This window comes from Streptomyces sp. NPDC058579 (assembly GCF_042718575.1).
Taxonomy (GTDB): domain Bacteria; phylum Actinomycetota; class Actinomycetes; order Streptomycetales; family Streptomycetaceae; genus Streptomyces.
Genome location: NZ_JBHXPI010000005.1, coordinates 133,158 through 151,573 on the forward strand (window position 1 = coordinate 133,158; position 18,416 = coordinate 151,573).

Genomic DNA, 18,416 nt, shown 5'->3' on the forward strand with positions numbered 1-18,416 from the left:
GGCCCCGGCGGCCGGAATGGGCGTGGGCCGCCGCCGTCAGACGCGGCCGGTCAGCTCGTAGCCGGCGTCGTCGACGGCGGCGGTGATCGCGGCGTCGTCGGGCGCGCCACCGGTGGTCACGGTCACCAGTCCGCCGGCGACGTCGACGTCCACGGAGATGACGCCGTCGAGGGCGGAGACGGAGGTGGTGATCGCGGTCTTGCAGTGCCCGCAGGTCATGCCGGACACGGCGTAGACGGTGGCGGTGCTCTCGGCGACGGCGGTGGCGGTGGCTGCGTCGGTGGTGTTGGTGGAGCAGCTGCCGTCGGGAGTACAGCAGGAAGACATGGATTCCTCCGTGATGGTGACTGGGATACCCCGAGGGGGTATCTGGGAACGAGTCCATGTATACCCCCCAGTGGTATCCAATGCAAGGGTGCCCCCGACTTGACGAGATACCCCCCAGGGGTATGGTGAGGGAGGTGCTGGACGACATCGGGCCACTCATCGACTCGTCGACTCACCGACTCATCGGGTCACTCACGTACGGGAGAGCAGCCATGAACACCGGAGTGAAGATCACCGCCTTCGCCGCCGCGGTCGCCGCGACGTTCGGGACGGCGTACGGCGTGGGCGTGGGCGTCGGCCCCGTGGGGGAGCGCCCGGCGAAGGCGGCGCACGGCGAACACGCGGAGGCGGGAGCGGCCCCCGCGGCGAGCGCATCCGCCCCCGCGGCAGGGGGCCTCCAGGTCTCGGAGGGCGGCTACACGCTGGCCCTGGAGACGCCGACCCCGGCGCAGGGGAGGAGCGTCCTGAAGTTCTCGGTCAAGGACGCGGGCGGCAGGAAGGTCACCGCGTACACGACCGAGCACGGCAAGGAGCTGCACTTCATCGTGGCCTCGCGCGACCTGACGGTCTTCCGTCACCTGCACCCCGTGCGGGCGGCGGACGGGACGTGGTCGACGCCGGTCGACCTGCCGGCGGCGGGCGGCTACAAGGCGTTCGCGGACTTCAAGCCGGCGGAAAAGAACGCGAAGGGTGTGACGTTGGGCGCGGACTTGTCCGTACCCGGCATGAGCGCACCGAAGCCACTGCCCACACCGACACGGACGGCGACGGTGGACGGCTACGAGGTCGAACTGGGCGGCACTCTGGCCCCGGGCCGGGCGGGCGAGCTGAGGCTCACGGTCAGCAAGGGCGGGAAGCCGGTGACGGACCTGGAGCCGTACCTCGGGGCGTACGGCCATCTGGTCGCCCTGCGCGCCGGCGACCTGGCCTACCTCCACGTCCACCCCAACGAGGGCGGCCCGGGCCCGGACGTCTCCTTCACGGCGACGGCGCCGAGCGCGGGCTCGTACCGCCTGTTCCTGGACTTCCAGCACGGCGGAAAGGTGCGGACGGCGGCGTTCACGGTGCAGGCGGGCCAGGGCGGTGCGCCGGCGATCGCGACGCCGGATGGGACGGGGCACGATGCGGGAGCCCACGAGCACGGCTAGGGTGGGGCCATTGGACTAGACCTGTAGACCGGTAGATCTGCAGACCTATGGCCGTCATTCATGGAGGAATGGGCTCGATGAGCAACCGTGCAGTCCTAGAGGTGATCGCCCTCGACGAGGAGGACGCGGTCGCCGCCCAGGCCGGAGGGGCGGACCGCCTTGAGCTGGTCACCGACATGGCGGCCGACGGGCTGACCCCGTCGCGGACCGGCTTCGCCGCGATCCGCGCCGCCGTGGACATCCCGCTGCGCGTGATGCTCAGACTGACGGACGGCTTCGCCGCGGGCGACATCGACGCGCTCGTGGCCCGCGCGACCGAGCTCCGGGAGGCGGGCGCGGACGAGTTCGTACTCGGCTTCCTCACACCGGACGGCGACGCGGACCTGGTGGCGGTGGAGCGGCTGATCACCGTCCTGGACGGCTGCCGGTGGACCTTCCACCGGGCGATCGACCGCACGCCCGACCGCGACGCCCTGCGCAAGCAGCTCGCCGACCTGCCGGGCCTCGACACCTACCTCACGGCGGGCTCCCCCACCGGCGTCGACGACGGCCTCCCCGTCCTCCTCGCGGAAGCGGCCCGCGCGGGCGAGCCCGGCTACGAGCCCCAGATCCTGGTAGGCGGCGGCCTCCGCCTCGACCACCTCCCCCAACTCCGCACCGCCGGCCTCTCCGCCTTCCACATCGGCGGCGCAGCCCGCCCCAACGGCTGGACGTCCCCGGTCTCCCCGGAAGCGGTACGAGTCTGGCGCGAGGCCCTGGACGCGTAGCCGCACCACCGCGAAGGGACCGCCACCTCTACGGAGGAGGGGCGGTCCCATCGGGTGCCTAGTGCGCAGCTTCGACGGACAGCTCAGCCCATACGAACTTCCCGAACCCCTCCCGGTCGGACACGCCCCATTTCTCTGACAGGACGTCGACCAGCGGAAGCCCCCAGCCGCCGCCCGCCTCGGCAGCAGGAAGCGCCATGAGCGGTCGCACCTCCGACGCGTCGTGCACCTCGACGCGAAGCCCTCTGGGGATCTTGAGGTAGCGGGTCTCGATTTCCCGATCGGGCGCGGTCCGGGCGTGCCTGACCGCGTTGGTCAGCAGCTCCGAGAGAACGAGAGAGGCCGCGTCCTCGATCCGACTCAATCCCCAGGCGCTCAGCGTCGTACGCAACTCCGCCCGCGCCCGACCGACATTCCGGGCGCTGCGGCTCCACCGCAGCACGATCGTGGGCGGCTGATCCATCAAGCCACCTCCACGCCGTGAATCAGCCGCGGCCCCACGTCGATGCCATGTACGGCGAGCCATAGGGCTCGCCGACGCTGCCTCTGTGCTCGGCACGCCTCTCGCAGTTCGTGTGCGGCGAGGTAGGGGCGTACGACTGGGCTGTCCTCGCCGTGAAACACCGGCCAGGACCGGAGCGGGCAAGTGGCGGGCATCGCGGGGTGCGCGATGGGGGCGGTCCACCCCGCCCCCAGGCGGCGCCTGCCGGATGGAGGGAAAAGCAGCCGCAACAGCGGCTCGAAGAGGCGGGCGATAGTGTTCGTCACGTTGACGCTCCTCGAAAGCGTTGGCCATGCCCCCGGACCGGTCGCTCGGTCGCGGGGGTCTTCGTATTGGTTTGCCACAGGTGCAGTCACCCAGCGCTGGCAATGCGTCACGACGGGCTACTGGAACCAGGGTGCTACCGCACATGCTCCATCCGCAACTGAATCAAATGGAAAATGTTCCAACTCGCCAGTGCCGCACTACTCTTGGGGGATCTGAGCGGCTCTGAGGGGGCATCACATGGTCGAAAGTCGACCAACTGTCCGACGCCGTCGACTCGCGGCAACGCTGGTACGGCTGCGTGAGGCGGCAGGGAAGACACCCGATGAGGCGGCTGAGCGCATCGGCTGCCACCGATCGAAGATCAGCCGCATCGAGAACGCACGGCTCGGAATCTCGCTCGGCGAACTACGCGACCTGCTCACGTTCTACGGAGTGGAGGACGCCGCTCTGGTCGAAGGGCTGGTCGGGCTGGCCCGGCGTGGGGGCGAGGCGGGCTGGACGCGTCACCTCGGAGCGACGCTGCCTTCGTACGCGGATCACATCGACTACGAGCAGACCTCCGACTACATCAGGTCGTTTCAACCACTCCTGATCGCAGGGCTGTTCCAGACGCCCGACTATGCACGCGCGCTGTACCGGTCCAATCCGGAGATGTTCAGCCCCGAGCAGACGGACAAGTTCGTCCAGACGCGCATGCAGCGTCAAGAGGTGCTGGAGAGGGGTGACCCGCCGAGGATCGTCGTCATCGAAGGCGAAGCCGCGCTCCGTGGCGAGGTGGGTGGGGGCAAGGTCATGGGTCCCCAGCTTGATCGTCTGCTGGACGTCGCCGAGCGGCCGAACGTCGACATCCAGGTGCTTCCGATCTCCTCCGGAGCCCACGTCGGACTCACCGGGGCCTTCGTTCTCTTCGGCTTCCCTACCCCAGCCTTCTCCGATGTGGTCTGCGTGGAGCACGTCACGGGGACGCTGCACATGGAAACTCCGCAAGAGACCCGTTCCTATACGCTCGCCTTCGACTCGCTGAGATCAACAGCGTTGAGCCCTGCCGACAGCCTCGATCTGATCCAGCAAGTCAGACGAGAGCTGTGACCGACAGGAAGTCGAGGTGCGAACCGTGATGGCCTCCGAGCTTGGCGACACCGTCTGGCGCAAGAGCAGTTACAGCGGCGGAGGGTCCGGCGGTGGCGACTGCGTAGAGGTTGCAGACCTCGTCTGCGGTGCAGCCGTACGGGACAGCAAGTGCGCGAGCGGGCCGTTCTTGCGCTTCGACGCCGGATCGTGGCAGGCATTCCTTGAGGAAGTGCGGGCACCGAGAAGCGCGTGATGCTGCAAGTTGGTGCAAGTTCCGTGCGATGACGGATGAGTTCGGTGCAAGCTCGGCCACAGGCATCGTCAGCCCCGAGCGAGGAGGACATCGTGGCCCTGCGCATGCTTGGCAAAGACCCGGAGAGCAAGGACGGCGCTTCTCCGACGATCTACCTGGACGACGAGACCGACACCTACTTGGTCCAGGGATACAAGGTCAGCGACGGCGAGCGTCGGTCGCTGATGGACATCCCCGATCACGAGGATGTCATCGAACTGCCCAGGCGCATGGTCCAGTTCTTCCTGGAGGTGAAGCGTGACGAAGGTTCCGACGTTTGAGGAGCTGCTCAGCTCGGCTCGTCACTCGGCTGTGCATCTGGAGATGCGCGACACGTACATGGAGTCGGACCCGAGTTACGTCGCGTGGAAGGCCGGCGTGCGGAACTCCGCCGAGGACAACGACCCCGAACTCAGGCCATGGCTCAAGTGGGTCCGCGATGCTACGGACCGGGGTGTGTCGGTCCGTCGCGCCCGGGTCTTCTCGGTTCCGGAGTCGGACTACGTCAAGTTCGAGCACCACGTCTCCGAGGCCAACATCAAGGCGGGAGAGGCGATCCGTTGGCTTCCCCGGAGGAGCGCCACTGACATCGCGTTCCCAGGGAACGACTTCTGGGTCTTCGACAACGAACTCGTTCTCGTACTCCACTTCGACGGCAACGGTGAGTGTGCGCCGGGCGAGTGGATCGAGCTGACGACTGATCCAGTGGTCCGCGATCTCTGCATGGGATCGTTCGAGGCTGTGTGGAATCGCGCAACCCCTCACGCGGAGTACCGGCCGGTCTGATCGACCCCACCGAACAGGCCATGCCAGTGCCATCCTCACCCTTCTCCGCTGTCCAAGAGGAACGCGTAGCGCTCGGGCGCCAGCTCCGGGAGATCCGCAGACCGACCGGCATGACGGCACGGGCCTTCGCGGCTCGTGCCGGCTGGAGCGAGTCCAAGGCTTCCCGTATTGAGAACGCCCGTACATCGCCCTCGAACGACGACATCCGTCTGTACTGCGAGCTGTGCGGTGTCCCTGAGCTGTACGCAGACCTCATGGCCAGGGCGCACAACATCGACGAGATGTACGTCGAGTGGCGCAGGATGCAGCGAGATGGACTGCGGCGAGGCCAACAGGCGCATGTGCCTCTCTACGAGCGAACCCGTCGCTTCCGTGTCTACGAGCCGGGGGTCATCCCGGGGCTACTGCAGACAGCCGACTACGCCCGGGCGATCATGGGCCGGATCGTCGACTTCCGGCAGATCCCCGACGATTCCGAGGCCGCAGTCACCGTGCGCGTCGAGCGCCAGCACGTGCTCCGCGACGCGAACCGCCGCTTCGGCTTCCTGCTGGAGGAATCCGCGCTGCGGTCCAGGTTCGGGAGCCCCGAGGTCATGGCGGCCCAGCTGGGCCACCTCCTCGCCGTCGCCTCTCTGCCGCAGGTGAGCCTGGGCGTGATCTCTATGTCCGCCGATCGGGTCATGTGGCCTCTGGAAGGCTTCTGGATCTTCGACGACCAGCAGGTCGTCATCGAGCTGGCCACGGCGCAGGTCACCGTGAAGCAGCCGAGTGAGATCGGCGTGTACGCGAAGATGTTCGCCGAACTCGCCGCGATCGCCTCCTACGGGCCGCGGGCGCGGGCGCTGATCACGGAGGCGATCAACGCCCTGGGGTGAAGATCTGCAAGCGCGTGCAAGTTTGTTGAGCGCGCCGAGCGGCTCGGCCGATCCTCTACGAAGCGTCACCGATGCCGCTTCGTCCTACGGATGCGGCCAGGCTCGCCGAGTGGATCGAGGAGCACCGGTGACGAGTCCCGGCCGCGGCCGGGCGCTGTGAACGCTCCACGGCGCGGGGACCGTCTCCCCGCAGTTCAGGTGTGACCGAGGAGGCCTCCTCCCCATGGACGATCTCTACAACCGGCCTATCGAAGGCGCGGAATTCGTGAAGTTCTGCGGCGGCAACCTGGGTGGCGAACACGAGTCGTGCATCGAGTTCGCGCTGATTCCGGGGACGACCGACGGCTTCGTTCTGCACGACACCAAGCCCGCCGGCGCGGGCCTGGAACTGCGGGCCACCAGGACCGAGCTGGACAACTTCGCTCTCGGGTGGGTGAAGCAGCGGCGTCTCGTCTAGCTCCGTACGGACAGCGCAGGGGCCGCCCCCATGCAGCTGGGGGCGGCCTTTTCTGAACCACCTGGAGACATACCCATGGGCGCGAAGGTCCACTTCCACGGATACGGACCGTGGATCGGCAGCAGAGACGCCTACGGCGTCGAAAGCCAACGCCGCCCGGGTCGCGATCCCAGCGACATGCAGACCAGGGAGTTCCTTTCCTCTCGTCTTCCGCCCATACAGGTTCGCCACTGGCTGATGCGCAGAGAACAGACCGCGCGTGAGCGAACGTGGACGCGTTCCCTGGACGCGATCGCATGGCTGCGAAGCGTCTACGAGGAGAACCCGCCCTTCATCCGTGACGACTCCGGCCAGGCCTACATCTCCCTCGAAGCGAAGGTGGCCGCCGCTCTGGACGCCCTCAGCCGTGGGTCGGACGCGGTGTGGGTGTACTACACGAAGGCTGCGACCTTGGCGTCCTTCTCGGTGGTGTCCTGCCCGCACCGAATCTTCAGTGAGATCGAGAAGACCTCGGTCATCCCGTGCCCGCTACCGCCGACGTAGATGGAAGGGAAGGACGTCATGTCGCTCCACCTCTTACTCCCAGAAGAAGCCGTCACCGCCCTCATGAGCGCCTGGCCGGACGAGCCTCGCGTGTACGTGCGCGGCCGTACGGAACTCGACCGACGGATCAGCGCGGCAGCGCTCAACGCGTATGTGGAGACCGGATGCGTACCGGCGAACGAGATCGCCGTCGTACGCGCTCCGCACCCCTCGCTGAATCAGAACGCCCACATGACGCACGGCCGTACCGACCCGGCGAAGCTGCGCCGGCTCCACGACGGTGGGCACACGATCCGGCTGGGGAACCTCCAGCGAGTCATCCCGCTCCTTGCCGAGGCTTCCAGAACCATCCAGCAGGAAACCGGCTACTCGAACTACGTCCACGCCTTCCTGACACCGCCCGGACGGCAGGGCCTTCGTCACCACTGGGACCAGCAGATGGCCGTGATCGTGCAGACGGCGGGAACCAAGAGGTGGCAGTTGTGGAGGCCGGCTGTGGAAGCGCCGATGCGCGAGTTCAACGAGAGCTGGCGGGTATGGCGTGACGAATACATCCCGGCCTGGGAAGCGGCTGGGCCCGACATCGAGGTCGATCTGCGAGCGGGCGAATCACTACTGCTCCCAAGAGGGTGGGTGCACAACCCGCACGTAGTCGCCACGGACGAAGCGAGCGTCCACCTCACCTTCGCCCTGCGCGAGCGCACGCCATTCTGGCTGGCGGAAAAGCTGATCGCGGGTGCGATCGAGGACGCGACGTTCCGCCGCATCCTCCCGCCTGGCGACGTCAAGGGGAGCCGCCTGGCCAAGAGCCTCAGGGGCACCCGCGACGACCTCGTGAAATACCTCGAAGCCCTGGACATGGAGCTGTTGGCCCCGAGCGTCCGCGCAGCAGCGATGACCGAGCTGGAGTACACGACCTGATGGGACTGATCGACCTGATTGACCGGCGAAGGCTCGATGTGCCGCCCGTTGAGGGTCCCGACGTGTGAGGCGGCGGCCGTGGGCCGCGCACGGGCCGACGTCGCACCTGCTCCAGGGACCCCGGGTGTCGCCTGAACGGCCCGATTTCGGGCGGTGGGTCCGGGTATGGGTGGACCGTCCTTTCCCCCCGAGCGTTACCGACGGAGGCACCCGTGCCCGAGATGCAAGGTCCCTACAAGCCCGGCACCCCCTGTTGGGTCGACCTGATGGTTCCTGACCAGCAGGCGGCCCTCGACTTCTACTGTGACCTGTTCGGGTGGCAGGGCGAGGTCGGGCCGGCGGAGGCGGGTGGGTACTCCGTCTGCACCCTCCAAGGGAAGCCCGTCGCGGGGATCATGAAGGCGATGAACCCGGACGGGACGGTGCCCGACCCGATGCCGCCGACGGTGTGGACGACGTACCTCGCGACCGATGGCATCGACTCGACCGTCAAGTCCGTCACCGACGCGGGCGGCACGGTCATGGTGGAGCCGATGGGCGTCATGGACCTCGGGCGGATGGCTGTGGTGGCCGATCCGACCGGTGCCGTCGTCGGGCTCTGGCAGGCCGACACCTTCGGCGGCGCGGGCATCGTCAACGAGCACGGCGCCCTGATCTGGAACGAGGTCGTCACCAGCGACCTCCCCGCCGCCTCCGCCTTCTACTCGTCGATCCTGCCCGTCACCACGGCGCGGTCCGAGATCCCCGGTGCGGAGGGGTACATCGAGTACCAGGTCGACGGCCGCGCGGTGGGCGGGATGATGGACCTGAGCACGTTTCCGCCGGGCGTGCCGCCGCACTGGCAGCCGTACTTCCACGTGGACAGCGTGGACGACGTCCAGGCCGCCGCCGTCCGCGCGGGCGCCACGGTCCTGGCCCCGGCCTTCGACATGGTGGCCGGCCGCATGGCCGTTCTGGCCGACCCCCAGGGCGGCTCGTTCTCCATCATCACGTCGTCGACGCAGGAGCAGCCGGCCTGACCTTGTCCTGGCCGAGTCGGAGCGTGAGAAGGCCCAAGTAGCACGCCAGGAGAAAGCGGTGGTCCTCCAGGGAGCGGGCCGTGAGGTGTTCGATGCGGCGGAGGCGGTTGAGGACCGTGTTGCGGTGGCAGTAGAGGCGTTCGGCCGCTAGTGGCGCTGAGCGGCCTGTCTCGTACCAGACCGCCAGCGTTCGTAGCAGCATCTCCCGTTCCGTCGGCGGTTGCGCTAGCAGCGGGCCTAGGGCGCGTTGAGCCAGTCGTTGCGCCAGCGCGGGGCTGGAGACGATCAGGGCCTCGGGGAGCCGTTCGGCGATCCAGACGACCTGAGGCCCGTCGCCCGGTGTGACGGTACGGGTCGCAAGCTCGGCCGCCCGGTACGCCTCCGGGATCTGGTGCAGCGCTACGAACGGGTCCGAGACGCCCGTCCGGCCGACCGGGTGGCGGCGCAGGGCGTCGAGGAGTCGCTGCACCGGGGCCTCCGCCTCGCCGAGGGCGACGATCCCGATCTCGCGGTCGCCCCGGATCCGCCAGGCGGCCGGGAAGGAGTAGGCGGCGCAGGTGTCGCGGGTGGCGCCGAGCGAGTGCTGGGCCGCGAGGTCGAAGGTGGCCACCACCATGACGTACGGACCCGTGGCGGGCAGCCCGAGCGCGTCGACCGCCCCCGCGGCGAACTGCGGGTCGCTGCCCCGCCCTTCGAGCAGCGCGTCGAACGTGGCCTGCTGCCGCTGCGCGTCCCGGAGCAGCAACTCCGCCTCCGCGCGCCGGTAGCCGTCCACGACGGCCTCCGAGTGCCGGTCCATCACCTTCATCACCGCCGAGGTGACGTCCAGGAAGGCCGCGAGCTCGTCGTACGGCCGGCCGCGCACCTCTGCGAGCAGCGAGCCGAGGACGAGCTCGGTGGCCAACCGGTAGGCGCGCAGGACCGCTTCGAGCGGTACGCCCTGCTCGGCGCGGCGCCTGCCCGTCGTACGGGCCACGGACAGCTCCTCCTCCGGCGCGCGGCGCACGCCCGCGAGGGCTTCGAGGATCCTGCGCACATTGCCGTCCACCGACTGGGTCAGCAGCCCGACCGGGACGGCGCCCCGAGCCTGGTAGGTCGGCTCGTTGGCCACGATCAGGCGGACGATCTCCCTGGTCAGGGGGTCTATCCGGGTCAGTACGCGGGTGGCAAGGGCGGTCAGGACCGCGTTCGACTCGGCGGAGGGGGGAGGCGAGGGAGGGGAGGTGGGCATGGGCGGGGAGGGTAGCCGGTGATGGGCCGTGAGTGAACTGTGCGAGACCGTCATGTCACTTACCGCACACGGTAGTTGAATCGCTGCTGAACTGCGGCCGCACAGTTGGTGTCCTGCAGTGCTGTGCGCCGGACCAGAGCCCGGCGCGCCTCCCGTCCGTACGTTGAATCGCCCGAGAGCCGACCAGGAGGCGATTCCCGTGCCCGAGACCCATGAGATGTTCCCAGCGATCGCTGCTGCCCCGCCGGTCACCTACTTACCGCAGCCCGGCGAGTCGCGCGCCGCCCGGCTCGACCGCGCCTACGCCGAGCTGCTCCAGGAGGTACGGATCGCCCAGTGCGGGATCCAGATCCTCTTCGCCTCGCTGCTCTACCTGGGCGTCGCCCCCGCCTTCGCCGGGGCCACCGCCGCCGAACGCGCCCTGTACTGCGTCTCCCTCGCCGCCTCGATCGGGGCTGCCGGGGCGCTGCTCGCCCCGGCCGCCGTCCACCGGTTCATGTGGGACCACCGGGTCAAGGACGACCTCGTCCGCTCGGCCCACCGGTGCCTGGTGACCGGCCTGTCCTTCCTGGCCCTCGCCCTGACCTCCGCCCTGGCCCTGATCCTGAACATGGCGCTGGGCCCCCTGGAGGCCTCGGTCGGCGGGACGGTCGCCCTCTCCTGGTTCGCCACCCTGTGGTGGCTGGGGCCTGCGCGCCGCCGCCGGGCCCGCCGGCGCGGCTGACGGTGTGGAGCGGTCTCAGCGACCGCCCGCCACCCGCAGGATCGTGCCCGTCGTGTACGAGGCGTCGGCGGACAGCAGCCATGCCACCGCCGCCGCGATCTCGTCCGGGCGGCCCGGCCGGCCCAGCGGGATCGTCGCCGCCGCCTTCGCGGGGCGGTCCGGGGCGCCCATCGCCGCGTGCATGCCGGTCTCGATGATGCCGGGCGCCACCGCGTTGACCCGGATGCCGTCCGGGCCCAGCTCCTTGGAGAGGCCCACGGTCAGCGCGTCGGTCGCCGCCTTCGTCGCCGCGTAGTGGACGTAGTCGCCGGGGCTGCCGAGCGTGGCGGCGGCGGAGGAGACGTTCACGATCGCCCCACCACCCCGGGCGGCCATGTCGCGGGCGGCGCGGCGACAACAGAGCAGGTAGCCCAGGAGGTTGACCTCCACCACGCGGCGCAGGTCCTCCGTCGTGGCGTCGGCCAGGCGCCCCAGCGGGCCGGTCACACCCGCGTTGTTCACCAGGCCGGTCACCGGGCCCAGTTCGGCCTCCGCCGTGTCGAAGAGCCGTTCCACGTCCGCCTCTTGCGACGTGTCCACCCGTACGACCACGCACCGCGCGCCCGCCGCCCGGACCGCCGCCGCCGTCTCCTCGGCGGCGGCCGCGTCCCGTACGTACCCCAGCGCCAGATCGTGCCCCTCGGTCGCCAGCCGTACGCAGGTCGCCGCGCCGATCCCTCGGCTGCCGCCCGTGACGACGGTGACGGCGTCGGTCCTCCGTGACATCGTGGTTCACCCTCTCGCTCGGTCGCGCGCCGCCCCCACCGTAAAGCGCTGGCCCTGCCTGTCGGCCGCTGGCTACCCTCCCCGCCATGGCCGACCCCGTACGCAGCGACCGCACCGTCCGCACTCTCATCGCCGCCCAGTTCCCGCAGTGGGCCGGGCTGCCCGTCAGGCGCGTGCCGTCGGCCGGTACCGACAACGACATGTACCGCCTCGGCGACAGCCTCGCCGTCCGGCTGCCCAAGACCTCCGAGAACGCCGGGTCCATCGCCAAGGAACAGCGCTGGCTGCCGCGCCTCGCCCCGCACCTGCCGCTGCCCGTACCTGTGCCGGTGGGCCACGGCGTGCCCGGGGACGGCTTCGACCTGCCCTGGTCGGTGTACGACTGGCTCGACGGTGCCAACGCCTACGACGAGCCGATCGCCGATCTCGCCCACGCGGCCGTCGAGTTGGGGCGCTTCGGCGCGGCGATGCGCCGCGTGGACGCGACGGACGGCCCGAGGTCGTTCCGGGGCGGCCACGTCACCGAGTGGGCGGAGGGGGCGATGGAGGGCGCGATCCAGGCCCTCGGCGCGGACGGAACCCTCGGCGCGGACGGCGCCTTCGACGCGGACGGAACCCTCGACGCGGACGGCGCCTTCGACGCGGACGGACTCCTTGGCGCCGACCGGGTCGCGGCGGCCTGGGAGTCCGTCCTTCGGCTGCCGCAGTGGGACGGCCCGCCCCGGTGGGTCCACGGCGACCTGCTGCCCGGCAACCTGCTGGCCCGGGACGGCCGGCTGAGCGCCGTCATCGACTTCGGCGCGGTCGGTACGGGCGACCCCGCCTGCGACATGATGGCCGCCTGGACCCTCCTCACCGCCGAGACCCGCCCGCTGTTCCGGGCGGCGGCGGAGGTCGACGACGCGACCTGGGCGCGCGGGCGCGGCTGGGCCCTGTGCTGGGGCGTGGTGACGGAACACGAGTACCGCGGTACGAATCCGGTCCTGGCGGCGGTGGCCCACCGTGCGTGGTCGGAGGCGCTGGCGGAGTACGGCGCGTAGTGCCCCAGGCGGGGCGGCGGTCATGAAGTTTTCATGGTCACGGGGCTGTTCATCGCGGCCCGCCGACCCCACCATGCTCCTCACTACTCGTGCGTAACACCTCGTAGGGGGAAGCGTGTTGAGTCTCCGTGTCCGTGTCAGCTTCGTTGCGCTGCTCGCTTTGCTGGCGTCTGTCTTCGTCACCGAAGCCATCCCGGCTCAGGCCGTGGCCCGTACCCCCGTCGTCTTCGTCCACGGCTACAACGCCGACCCGGGTGTCTGGGGCGGCCTGCGCGAGGACCTCAAGGCGGACGGCTACACCGACGCCGAGCTCTTCTCCTTCGGCTACGACACCCACCGCTCCGTCAACGAGGCCATCGCCGGCGAGCTGGCCGCGTACGTCGCGGACGTCAAGCGGCGGACCGGCGCGAGCCGGGTCGATCTCGTCTCGCACTCCTTCGGCAGCCTCGTCTCGCGCTGGTACGTGAAGTTCGACGGCGCCGGCCAGTCCTCCGTCGCCCACTGGGTCTCCCTCGCCGGGCCCAACCACGGCACCAGCACCGCCTGGGCCTGCGCCCTGTGGGACCAGGCCTGCCGCGACATGACCCCGGGCTCGTACGTACAGAAGAAGCTCGCGGAGGGCGACGAGACCCCGGGCGCCGTCCGCTACGCCACGTGGTGGTCGAACTGCGACGAGGTCATCAACCCCGACAACAGCGTCCCGCTGACCGGCGCCGCCAACAACGCGGCCGGCTGCCTCGACCACAACGCGCTGCTCGGTGACGACGGGGTGTCGCAGGGGGTGCGGGCGTTCCTCGCGTCGTAGCCGCTACCAGTGGCTACGAAGCTACGGTGCTACGACGCCCGCCAGACCGTCAGGTCCCCGGCCAGGAAGTTGACCCCGCTGTCCGGCAGGGCCGTCGACTTGATCTGGACGACGAACAGCGCGATGTCTCCGGAGGGGTGCTTCACGCAGATCTCGCTGCCTGCCGCCGCCGTGAGCAGGGAGAGACGGCGCATGGGAACGACCTCGACGGCCACGCGGCAGTCGTCGAGGGTCGCCCCCGGCTTGCCGACGTGCATGCTCATCAGGGTGGTGTCGCTCTGCAGGTCGCACAACTCCTTGCAGACCAGGCGGATGTCCCCCTTGCGGTCCTTGCGCTCGACCGGCTCCTTGATGCTCAAGGAGTTCTTTTCGTCGAGCCTCTGGAAGGGGTACGCGACGGCTTGAGGCTTCTTGGGCGCGACCGGGGACGGGGTCCGCGCCGGGCGACGGCCTCGGCCAGGGAAGGCCCGGGTACGTACAGCGTCGCCAGCCACGGCGGTGCGGCGTCCGCGTCGGCGTCGATCAACTCGGCGGTGTACGCGCCCCGGACCCGCTGCGCCGCCTTGAGCGCCCCACCACCGGCGGATCGTCCGCCTGCAGCGGCTGGAACACCTCGGTCGCGTACTCCATCTGAACCAGTCCCCCCGAACCCGAACGGAACCCCGAACCGAACCCCGCGGCCGGCAGCCTAGGACCCGCAGAGCGCCGGCACCCGCCGCGAGGGTTGGCGATCACCTGGGACGTTCTACGGGTTCAACTGCTCCGGCAGCGCCGAGGAGTGAACGACCGTCAGCCCCGACACCGCACGCGTCAGGGCCACGTACAGCCGCCGCAGCCCCGTCCGCTCGTCCGGTTCGCCGTCCACGACGGCCGCCGGGTCGTCCAGGACCACGTAGTCGTACTCCAGGCCCTTGGCGAGCGAGGCCGGGACGAGGGTCAGGCGGGACTCGGCCGTCGTCTCCTCGCCGGGCGAGAGGTACGCGTGACCCGCGGCGGCCAACGCCTCGGCGAGCGGCGCGATCCGGGCGTCGGCGGCGATCAGGCCGACGGAGCCCTCGTGCTCCAGGGCCTCCGCGCACGCGGCGACGACCGCCGCGTCGAGCTCCGCGGGCTCGCGGTGGCGGATCGACAGCGAACCCGGGTTCTCCCGGACCGACTCGACGGCCGCGAGCCCCGGCGACATGTGCGGCAGCAGCCTCGACGCGTACGCGATGACCTCACGCGGCACGCGGAAGCCGGCGGTCAGCTCCTCCACCACGGCCTCCGGTTTGCCCAGGTGCCCGAGCGCCTGCGCCCAACTCCCGGTCGCCCAGGGCGTGGTGCCCTGCGCGAGGTCGCCCAGGATCGTCGCCGAACCGGTCGTGCAGCGGCGGCCGACGGCCCGGTACTGCATCGGGGACAGGTCCTGCGCCTCGTCCACGACCACGTGCCCGAGCGAGTGCGTCCGCTCCACCAGGTCCTTCGTCTCGTCGATCAGGACCGCGTCCGCCGACGACCACTTCGCCGACTTCGCCGACCGGCCCGGCTTCGCCCACAGCAGCAGCTTCTGCTCGTCGTCCGTCAGGACGCCGTCGGCGTGCTCGGCGAGGAACTCGGCGTCGCTCAGCAGCCGCAGCACGAGCTTCGCCGGGTCGACCGGCGGCCAGAGCGTCTTCACGACCGCCTTCACGGCCGCGTTGCGGGCCACCGCGTCCTGCACCCGGTCGTCGGGCGCCTCGCCCGACTGCTCCATGCGCACCAGGACCGTGTGCGCGATGCGCTGGGGGAGCGCGTCGCGGGCGGCGCCGTAGCGGATGTCCCGGTCGAGCAACTCGCGGACGATCTCCTCCAGTTCGTACGCCGGGATCCGCCAGCGGCGCGAGCCGCGCACCACGACGAGCGGCTCCGTCGGCATGGTGACGTGCGAGCGCACGGCCCGCCGGAGCACCTCCGCCATTCGCGCGTCGCCCTTGACGACCGCCGTCGCCGCCTCGTCCGCGCCGCGGACCTCGACGTGCGCGACGAGGTCGTCGACGGTCGCCTGCTGGACCTCCAGCTCGCCGAGGGCGGGCAGGACCTGCTCGATGTAGTGGAGGAAGGACCGGTTCGGCCCGATGACGAGGGTGCCGGTGCGGGCGAGCCGCTCCCGGTGCGCGTAGAGCAGGTACGCGACCCGGTGCAGACCCACGGCGGTCTTTCCGGTGCCGGGACCGCCCTGCACGCAGACGGTGCCGCCGAGCCCGGACCGTACGATCTCGTCCTGCTCGGGCTGGATGGTGGCGACGATGTCCCGCATCGGGCCGACGCGGGGCCGCTCGATCTCCGCCTGGAGCAGCTTGCTGGTCCGCTCCAGCTCGGCCGGGTCGGAGAGGTGCTCGTCCTCGTACGCGGTCAGGTCGCCGCCCGTGTACCCGAACCGGCGCCGGAGCCCGACGTCCTGCGGGTCCTTCTTCGACGCCCGGTAGAACGGCTGGGAGACCGGCGCGCGCCAGTCGATCACCATCGGGTCCCCGTCGGCGTCGTGGACGTGCCGGCGGCCGATGTAGAAGCGCTGGCCCTCCTGCGTGGTGTGCAGGTAGTCGAGCCGCCCGAAGAAGAGCGGGGTGTGGGAGAGGTCGGCGAGCGCCTTGATCCGGTCCTCGATCTGCCGGCCGAGGACGGCGGCGTTGACCCAGTTCGCGGTGACGTCCTTGATGTCGAGCGCCTCGACGTCCTCGCGCATCGAGCGCAGTGCGGCACGCGAGTCGGCGAGATGGGAGCGCTCACGCGCGAGCGGGTCGACGAGCGGCTCGACGGGCGTGGACATGCGGAAGCCTCCAGATGTGCGTGAGCGTGACTGGGCGGCCGCCGGTTTCCGACCCGGGCGGCACGAGAGGGGCTGCCCGAAGGGCATCGGTTGAGGGCGGTGGTGGGAGACGGGAGGGCGCGCTCCGACGAGGGAGGCGGGGAAGTCGGAGATTGTAGCTCCGTGGGACGGGTGAGGCGACCGAATATTCCGGGGGACGACCCGTAGGGGGTGGTGTCCGACCTGAGGGGGACGAGGGTTCCATCCCCAGCCTGATGTGTTCGGAATGTCCGGATTCCATCATGGAGACATGACCACCGCGACCTTCACCCCGGACCACACGATCCCGCGCTCCCGCCGCCTGGGCCTCGCGCTACGGGCGATACGCGCCTACGGCTCGGCGGCCGTCGCCGTCGTCGTCCTCGGCGACCACGGCCCGTACGGAGAGCGCACGGGCGTCCGCGACCCACGGCCCCGATACGTCGGACGGCCTTGATACTCCGGGCGGGCGACGCACGGCCGGCTCGACGACCGGCGACCGGCGACCGGCGACCGGCGACCGGCGACCGGCGACCGGCGACCGGCGACCGACGACCGACGCACGGCTGACTCGACGACCGACGACCCGGCGATCTTCCCGGCCCCCGGAGCGCAACCCTTCCCCGCCCTCACAGGTCTCCTCATCGCACCGCCGTCTCCCCACGGAGCAGAGGAACAGAGGAGATCATGGGAATGCCTTTCGCCGGCCGCGTCGCGCGGCTTGGTGCCTGCCTCACCGCCGCAGGTCTGGTCACGGTCGGACTGACCGCCACCCCGGCCGCCGCCGACAGCGACCAGCTCTGGATCGTGTCGCCGTGGGAGGTGGCGCTGCCCAAGGCCGTCGCCGGCGGGCAGGCCCCGGCCACCACCGTCGCCCTCGGCCTCTACCACGACAACGCCAACTACCGCGTGACGGACGGCCGGCTCACCGTCGACGTCTCCGAGCTGACCGGTGTCGCCGACATCACCTGGCCCGAGAACTGCGCGCCGACTGGCGCCACCGCCGTCTGCTCCCTCCCCGAGGTGCCGCTCACGGGCGAGTCCCCGGTGGAGCTGAAGCTCCGCGCGGCCGCGGGCGCCGAGACCTCGGTCAGCGGCCGGATCACCTACGCGGCGACTGCCACGACGACCGCGCCCGAGGGCACCCTCACGGCCTCCGAGGGCTGGAGCACCGTCCGGGTCGCCTCCGGCCCCGACCTCGTCCTGAGCCGGATCCCCGCCGTCACGGGCGCCGCCCCGCGCTCCACCGTGGCCGTGCCGTTCTCCGTGGTCAACAACGGCAACGAGGCCGCGAACGGAGTCCAGGTCACCCTGTACGTCACGCGCGGCCTCTCCATCGGCACCGTCGCCCCGCAGTGCGTGAGCACGCCCGAGGGCGAGAGCGTGCCGGCCCCGCTCACCAAGGTGGAGTGCCTCTTCGACGAGGTCGTCGCACCCGGCTCCACCTTCACCCTGCCGGCCCCGCTCCGCGCGAAGGTCGCCCGGTACGCCCTCGCCGAGCGGATCGACATCGGCGTCGCGGCGCGCGGCGGAGCCGAGGACCTGACGCCCGAGAACAACGGTGAGGTCGCCTCGATCGGCGTCACCAACACGGCCGACTTCGCCGTCGGCGGCGTCCGGGCGAGCGGCGCCGCGGGTGAGACCGTGGCCGCCGCTCTGACCTTCCGCAACCGCGGCCCGGCCTGGGTCGCCAACCTGGGCTCCGGCGACCCCGTCGGCGCGGTCGACCTGACCGTCCCCAGGGGCGCCACCGTCACCTCCGTACCGGAGAGCTGCGAGCCCCGCACGGCGGACGGCGGCTGGTGGGAGAGCGAGACGCGGACCGGCGCCCCGCGCTACGTCTGCCACCTGCCGATCTGGGTGGCCGAGAAGCAGACCGTGACGTTCCCGTTCGAGCTGCGGATCGACACCGCGATCCGCGGCGCGAAGGGCGCGATCACGCTCAAGCCGGCGTACGGCGACGGGCCGTTCCCGTTCGACCCGAACGCGAAGAACAACCAGGCGAAGCTGGTCCTCAACCCGGCCGCCTGAGCACGTCGTACGACGAAGGGGCCCCGTCCACGCCGGACGGGG

Annotated in this window: 22 protein-coding genes; 16 read left to right on the forward strand and 6 right to left on the reverse strand. The window is 70.5% G+C overall.

All coding sequences use genetic code 11. The features are described 5' to 3' along the window. Positions 1 to 36: 36 nt before the first annotated feature. Entirely contained in the window at positions 37 to 327 is a 291-nt protein-coding gene (locus ACFWRO_RS09380; protein WP_384506653.1) for a heavy-metal-associated domain-containing protein, read from the reverse strand. Positions 328 to 539: 212 nt separating this feature from the next. Here ACFWRO_RS09380 and ACFWRO_RS09385 point away from each other — a divergent pair, with 212 nt between their 5' ends. Beyond that, positions 540 to 1,475 carry a hypothetical protein gene (locus tag ACFWRO_RS09385; protein ID WP_384506655.1) on the forward strand — a complete coding sequence of 312 codons (936 nt, stop codon included), beginning with the start codon at positions 540 to 542 and terminating at the stop codon, positions 1,473 to 1,475. Between the two features lie 77 nt (positions 1,476 to 1,552). Continuing rightward, positions 1,553 to 2,242 (forward strand): copper homeostasis protein CutC, encoded by a 690-nt coding sequence (locus ACFWRO_RS09390; protein WP_384506658.1) that lies wholly within the window; start codon positions 1,553 to 1,555, stop codon positions 2,240 to 2,242. A gap of 58 nt (positions 2,243 to 2,300) precedes the next feature. Here ACFWRO_RS09390 and ACFWRO_RS09395 read toward each other — a convergent pair whose 3' ends face one another. Next, the gene (locus tag ACFWRO_RS09395) at positions 2,301 to 2,705 is read right to left on the reverse strand and encodes an ATP-binding protein (protein WP_384506660.1); all 405 of its coding nucleotides are present in this window, start codon (positions 2,703 to 2,705) and stop codon (positions 2,301 to 2,303) included. Between the two features lie 543 nt (positions 2,706 to 3,248). Between ACFWRO_RS09395 and ACFWRO_RS09400 the strand changes: the two genes are divergently transcribed. The 9 genes from ACFWRO_RS09400 to ACFWRO_RS09440 all read left to right on the forward strand — a co-directional run bounded on the left by ACFWRO_RS09400 (position 3,249) and on the right by ACFWRO_RS09440 (position 8,975). Beyond that, positions 3,249 to 4,100 (forward strand): helix-turn-helix domain-containing protein, encoded by an 852-nt coding sequence (locus ACFWRO_RS09400; RefSeq protein ID WP_384506661.1) that lies wholly within the window; start codon positions 3,249 to 3,251, stop codon positions 4,098 to 4,100. A gap of 28 nt (positions 4,101 to 4,128) precedes the next feature. Beyond that, entirely contained in the window at positions 4,129 to 4,335 is a 207-nt protein-coding gene (locus ACFWRO_RS09405; protein WP_384506664.1) for a DUF397 domain-containing protein, read from the forward strand. Between the two features lie 92 nt (positions 4,336 to 4,427). Continuing rightward, positions 4,428 to 4,655: a hypothetical protein gene (locus ACFWRO_RS09410; protein ID WP_384506666.1), complete on the forward strand. Its 228-nt coding sequence runs from the start codon at positions 4,428 to 4,430 to the stop codon at positions 4,653 to 4,655. Then, the gene (locus tag ACFWRO_RS09415; RefSeq protein ID WP_384506669.1) at positions 4,633 to 5,160 is read left to right on the forward strand and encodes a DUF6879 family protein; all 528 of its coding nucleotides are present in this window, start codon (positions 4,633 to 4,635) and stop codon (positions 5,158 to 5,160) included. Before ACFWRO_RS09410 ends, ACFWRO_RS09415 begins: the two co-directional genes overlap by 23 nt. Positions 5,161 to 5,180: 20 nt before the next feature. Further along, a complete protein-coding gene (locus tag ACFWRO_RS09420; RefSeq protein ID WP_384506671.1) occupies positions 5,181 to 6,035 on the forward strand; it encodes a helix-turn-helix domain-containing protein in 855 nt (284 codons plus the stop codon). Positions 6,036 to 6,258: 223 nt separating this feature from the next. Continuing rightward, the gene (locus ACFWRO_RS09425; RefSeq protein ID WP_384506674.1) at positions 6,259 to 6,492 is read left to right on the forward strand and encodes a DUF397 domain-containing protein; all 234 of its coding nucleotides are present in this window, start codon (positions 6,259 to 6,261) and stop codon (positions 6,490 to 6,492) included. A 75-nt stretch (positions 6,493 to 6,567) separates the two neighbouring features. Continuing rightward, on the forward strand, positions 6,568 to 7,035 hold the full coding sequence (locus tag ACFWRO_RS09430) for a hypothetical protein (protein ID WP_384506677.1): 468 nt from the start codon (positions 6,568 to 6,570) through the stop codon (positions 7,033 to 7,035). Positions 7,036 to 7,053: 18 nt separating this feature from the next. Next, positions 7,054 to 7,956, forward strand: coding sequence for a JmjC domain-containing protein (locus ACFWRO_RS09435; RefSeq protein WP_384506679.1), 903 nt, complete (start codon positions 7,054 to 7,056; stop codon positions 7,954 to 7,956). A 221-nt stretch (positions 7,957 to 8,177) separates the two neighbouring features. Further along, a complete protein-coding gene (locus ACFWRO_RS09440; protein ID WP_384507188.1) occupies positions 8,178 to 8,975 on the forward strand; it encodes a VOC family protein in 798 nt (265 codons plus the stop codon). Here the strand turns inward: ACFWRO_RS09440 and ACFWRO_RS09445 are convergent. Next, entirely contained in the window at positions 8,944 to 10,206 is a 1,263-nt protein-coding gene (locus ACFWRO_RS09445) for a PucR family transcriptional regulator (protein WP_384506682.1), read from the reverse strand. The genes ACFWRO_RS09440 and ACFWRO_RS09445 overlap by 32 nt on opposite strands. Positions 10,207 to 10,405: 199 nt before the next feature. Between ACFWRO_RS09445 and ACFWRO_RS09450 the strand changes: the two genes are divergently transcribed. Further along, complete coding sequence (locus tag ACFWRO_RS09450) at positions 10,406 to 10,930, forward strand: DUF6328 family protein (protein ID WP_384506684.1); 525 nt, start codon at positions 10,406 to 10,408, stop codon at positions 10,928 to 10,930. 15 nt (positions 10,931 to 10,945) lie between these two features. Here the strand turns inward: ACFWRO_RS09450 and ACFWRO_RS09455 are convergent, their stop codons facing one another. Then, positions 10,946 to 11,695, reverse strand: coding sequence for an SDR family NAD(P)-dependent oxidoreductase (locus ACFWRO_RS09455; RefSeq protein ID WP_384506687.1), 750 nt, complete (start codon positions 11,693 to 11,695; stop codon positions 10,946 to 10,948). An 86-nt stretch (positions 11,696 to 11,781) separates the two neighbouring features. Here ACFWRO_RS09455 and ACFWRO_RS09460 point away from each other — a divergent pair, with 86 nt between their 5' ends. Together ACFWRO_RS09460 and ACFWRO_RS09465 are read left to right on the forward strand one after the other, a co-directional pair. Further along, positions 11,782 to 12,735, forward strand: a complete 954-nt coding sequence (locus ACFWRO_RS09460) for an aminoglycoside phosphotransferase family protein (protein WP_384506690.1) — start codon at positions 11,782 to 11,784, stop codon at positions 12,733 to 12,735. Between the two features lie 160 nt (positions 12,736 to 12,895). After that, positions 12,896 to 13,540, forward strand: coding sequence for an esterase/lipase family protein (locus tag ACFWRO_RS09465; RefSeq protein ID WP_384506693.1), 645 nt, complete (start codon positions 12,896 to 12,898; stop codon positions 13,538 to 13,540). Positions 13,541 to 13,569: 29 nt separating this feature from the next. On the opposite strand, the gene ACFWRO_RS09470 is transcribed toward ACFWRO_RS09465, so the two are convergent. Both ACFWRO_RS09470 and ACFWRO_RS09475 read right to left on the reverse strand, forming a co-directional pair. Next, positions 13,570 to 13,899 carry a hypothetical protein gene (locus ACFWRO_RS09470; RefSeq protein WP_384506696.1) on the reverse strand — a complete coding sequence of 110 codons (330 nt, stop codon included), beginning with the start codon at positions 13,897 to 13,899 and terminating at the stop codon, positions 13,570 to 13,572. Between the two features lie 386 nt (positions 13,900 to 14,285). Next, positions 14,286 to 16,325, reverse strand: coding sequence for a HelD family protein (locus tag ACFWRO_RS09475; RefSeq protein WP_384506699.1), 2,040 nt, complete (start codon positions 16,323 to 16,325; stop codon positions 14,286 to 14,288). A 289-nt stretch (positions 16,326 to 16,614) separates the two neighbouring features. Here ACFWRO_RS09475 and ACFWRO_RS09480 point away from each other — a divergent pair, with 289 nt between their 5' ends. Both ACFWRO_RS09480 and ACFWRO_RS09485 read left to right on the forward strand, forming a co-directional pair. Then, positions 16,615 to 16,800, forward strand: a complete 186-nt coding sequence (locus ACFWRO_RS09480; protein WP_384506702.1) for a hypothetical protein — start codon at positions 16,615 to 16,617, stop codon at positions 16,798 to 16,800. A gap of 230 nt (positions 16,801 to 17,030) precedes the next feature. After that, positions 17,031 to 18,374, forward strand: a complete 1,344-nt coding sequence (locus tag ACFWRO_RS09485) for a hypothetical protein (RefSeq protein ID WP_384506704.1) — start codon at positions 17,031 to 17,033, stop codon at positions 18,372 to 18,374. The last annotated feature ends 42 nt before the right edge of the window (positions 18,375 to 18,416 follow it).

Excerpts from the sequence above, each read along its gene's own strand:
- ACFWRO_RS09380 (WP_384506653.1), bottom strand. The coding sequence starts at position 327 with ATGTCTTCCTGCTGTACTCCCGACGGCAGCTGCTCCACCAACACCACC.
- ACFWRO_RS09385 (WP_384506655.1), top strand. The coding sequence starts at position 540 with ATGAACACCGGAGTGAAGATCACCGCCTTCGCCGCCGCGGTCGCCGCG.
- ACFWRO_RS09390 (WP_384506658.1), top strand. The coding sequence starts at position 1,553 with ATGAGCAACCGTGCAGTCCTAGAGGTGATCGCCCTCGACGAGGAGGAC.
- ACFWRO_RS09395 (WP_384506660.1), bottom strand. The coding sequence starts at position 2,705 with ATGGATCAGCCGCCCACGATCGTGCTGCGGTGGAGCCGCAGCGCCCGG.
- ACFWRO_RS09400 (WP_384506661.1), top strand. The coding sequence starts at position 3,249 with ATGGTCGAAAGTCGACCAACTGTCCGACGCCGTCGACTCGCGGCAACG.
- ACFWRO_RS09405 (WP_384506664.1), top strand. The coding sequence starts at position 4,129 with ATGGCCTCCGAGCTTGGCGACACCGTCTGGCGCAAGAGCAGTTACAGC.
- ACFWRO_RS09420 (WP_384506671.1), top strand. The coding sequence starts at position 5,181 with ATGCCAGTGCCATCCTCACCCTTCTCCGCTGTCCAAGAGGAACGCGTA.
- ACFWRO_RS09425 (WP_384506674.1), top strand. The coding sequence starts at position 6,259 with ATGGACGATCTCTACAACCGGCCTATCGAAGGCGCGGAATTCGTGAAG.
- ACFWRO_RS09430 (WP_384506677.1), top strand. The coding sequence starts at position 6,568 with ATGGGCGCGAAGGTCCACTTCCACGGATACGGACCGTGGATCGGCAGC.
- ACFWRO_RS09435 (WP_384506679.1), top strand. The coding sequence starts at position 7,054 with ATGTCGCTCCACCTCTTACTCCCAGAAGAAGCCGTCACCGCCCTCATG.
- ACFWRO_RS09440 (WP_384507188.1), top strand. The coding sequence starts at position 8,178 with ATGCAAGGTCCCTACAAGCCCGGCACCCCCTGTTGGGTCGACCTGATG.
- ACFWRO_RS09445 (WP_384506682.1), bottom strand. The coding sequence starts at position 10,206 with ATGCCCACCTCCCCTCCCTCGCCTCCCCCCTCCGCCGAGTCGAACGCG.
- ACFWRO_RS09455 (WP_384506687.1), bottom strand. The coding sequence starts at position 11,695 with ATGTCACGGAGGACCGACGCCGTCACCGTCGTCACGGGCGGCAGCCGA.
- ACFWRO_RS09460 (WP_384506690.1), top strand. The coding sequence starts at position 11,782 with ATGGCCGACCCCGTACGCAGCGACCGCACCGTCCGCACTCTCATCGCC.
- ACFWRO_RS09475 (WP_384506699.1), bottom strand. The coding sequence starts at position 16,325 with ATGTCCACGCCCGTCGAGCCGCTCGTCGACCCGCTCGCGCGTGAGCGC.
- ACFWRO_RS09480 (WP_384506702.1), top strand. The coding sequence starts at position 16,615 with ATGACCACCGCGACCTTCACCCCGGACCACACGATCCCGCGCTCCCGC.
- ACFWRO_RS09485 (WP_384506704.1), top strand. The coding sequence starts at position 17,031 with ATGGGAATGCCTTTCGCCGGCCGCGTCGCGCGGCTTGGTGCCTGCCTC.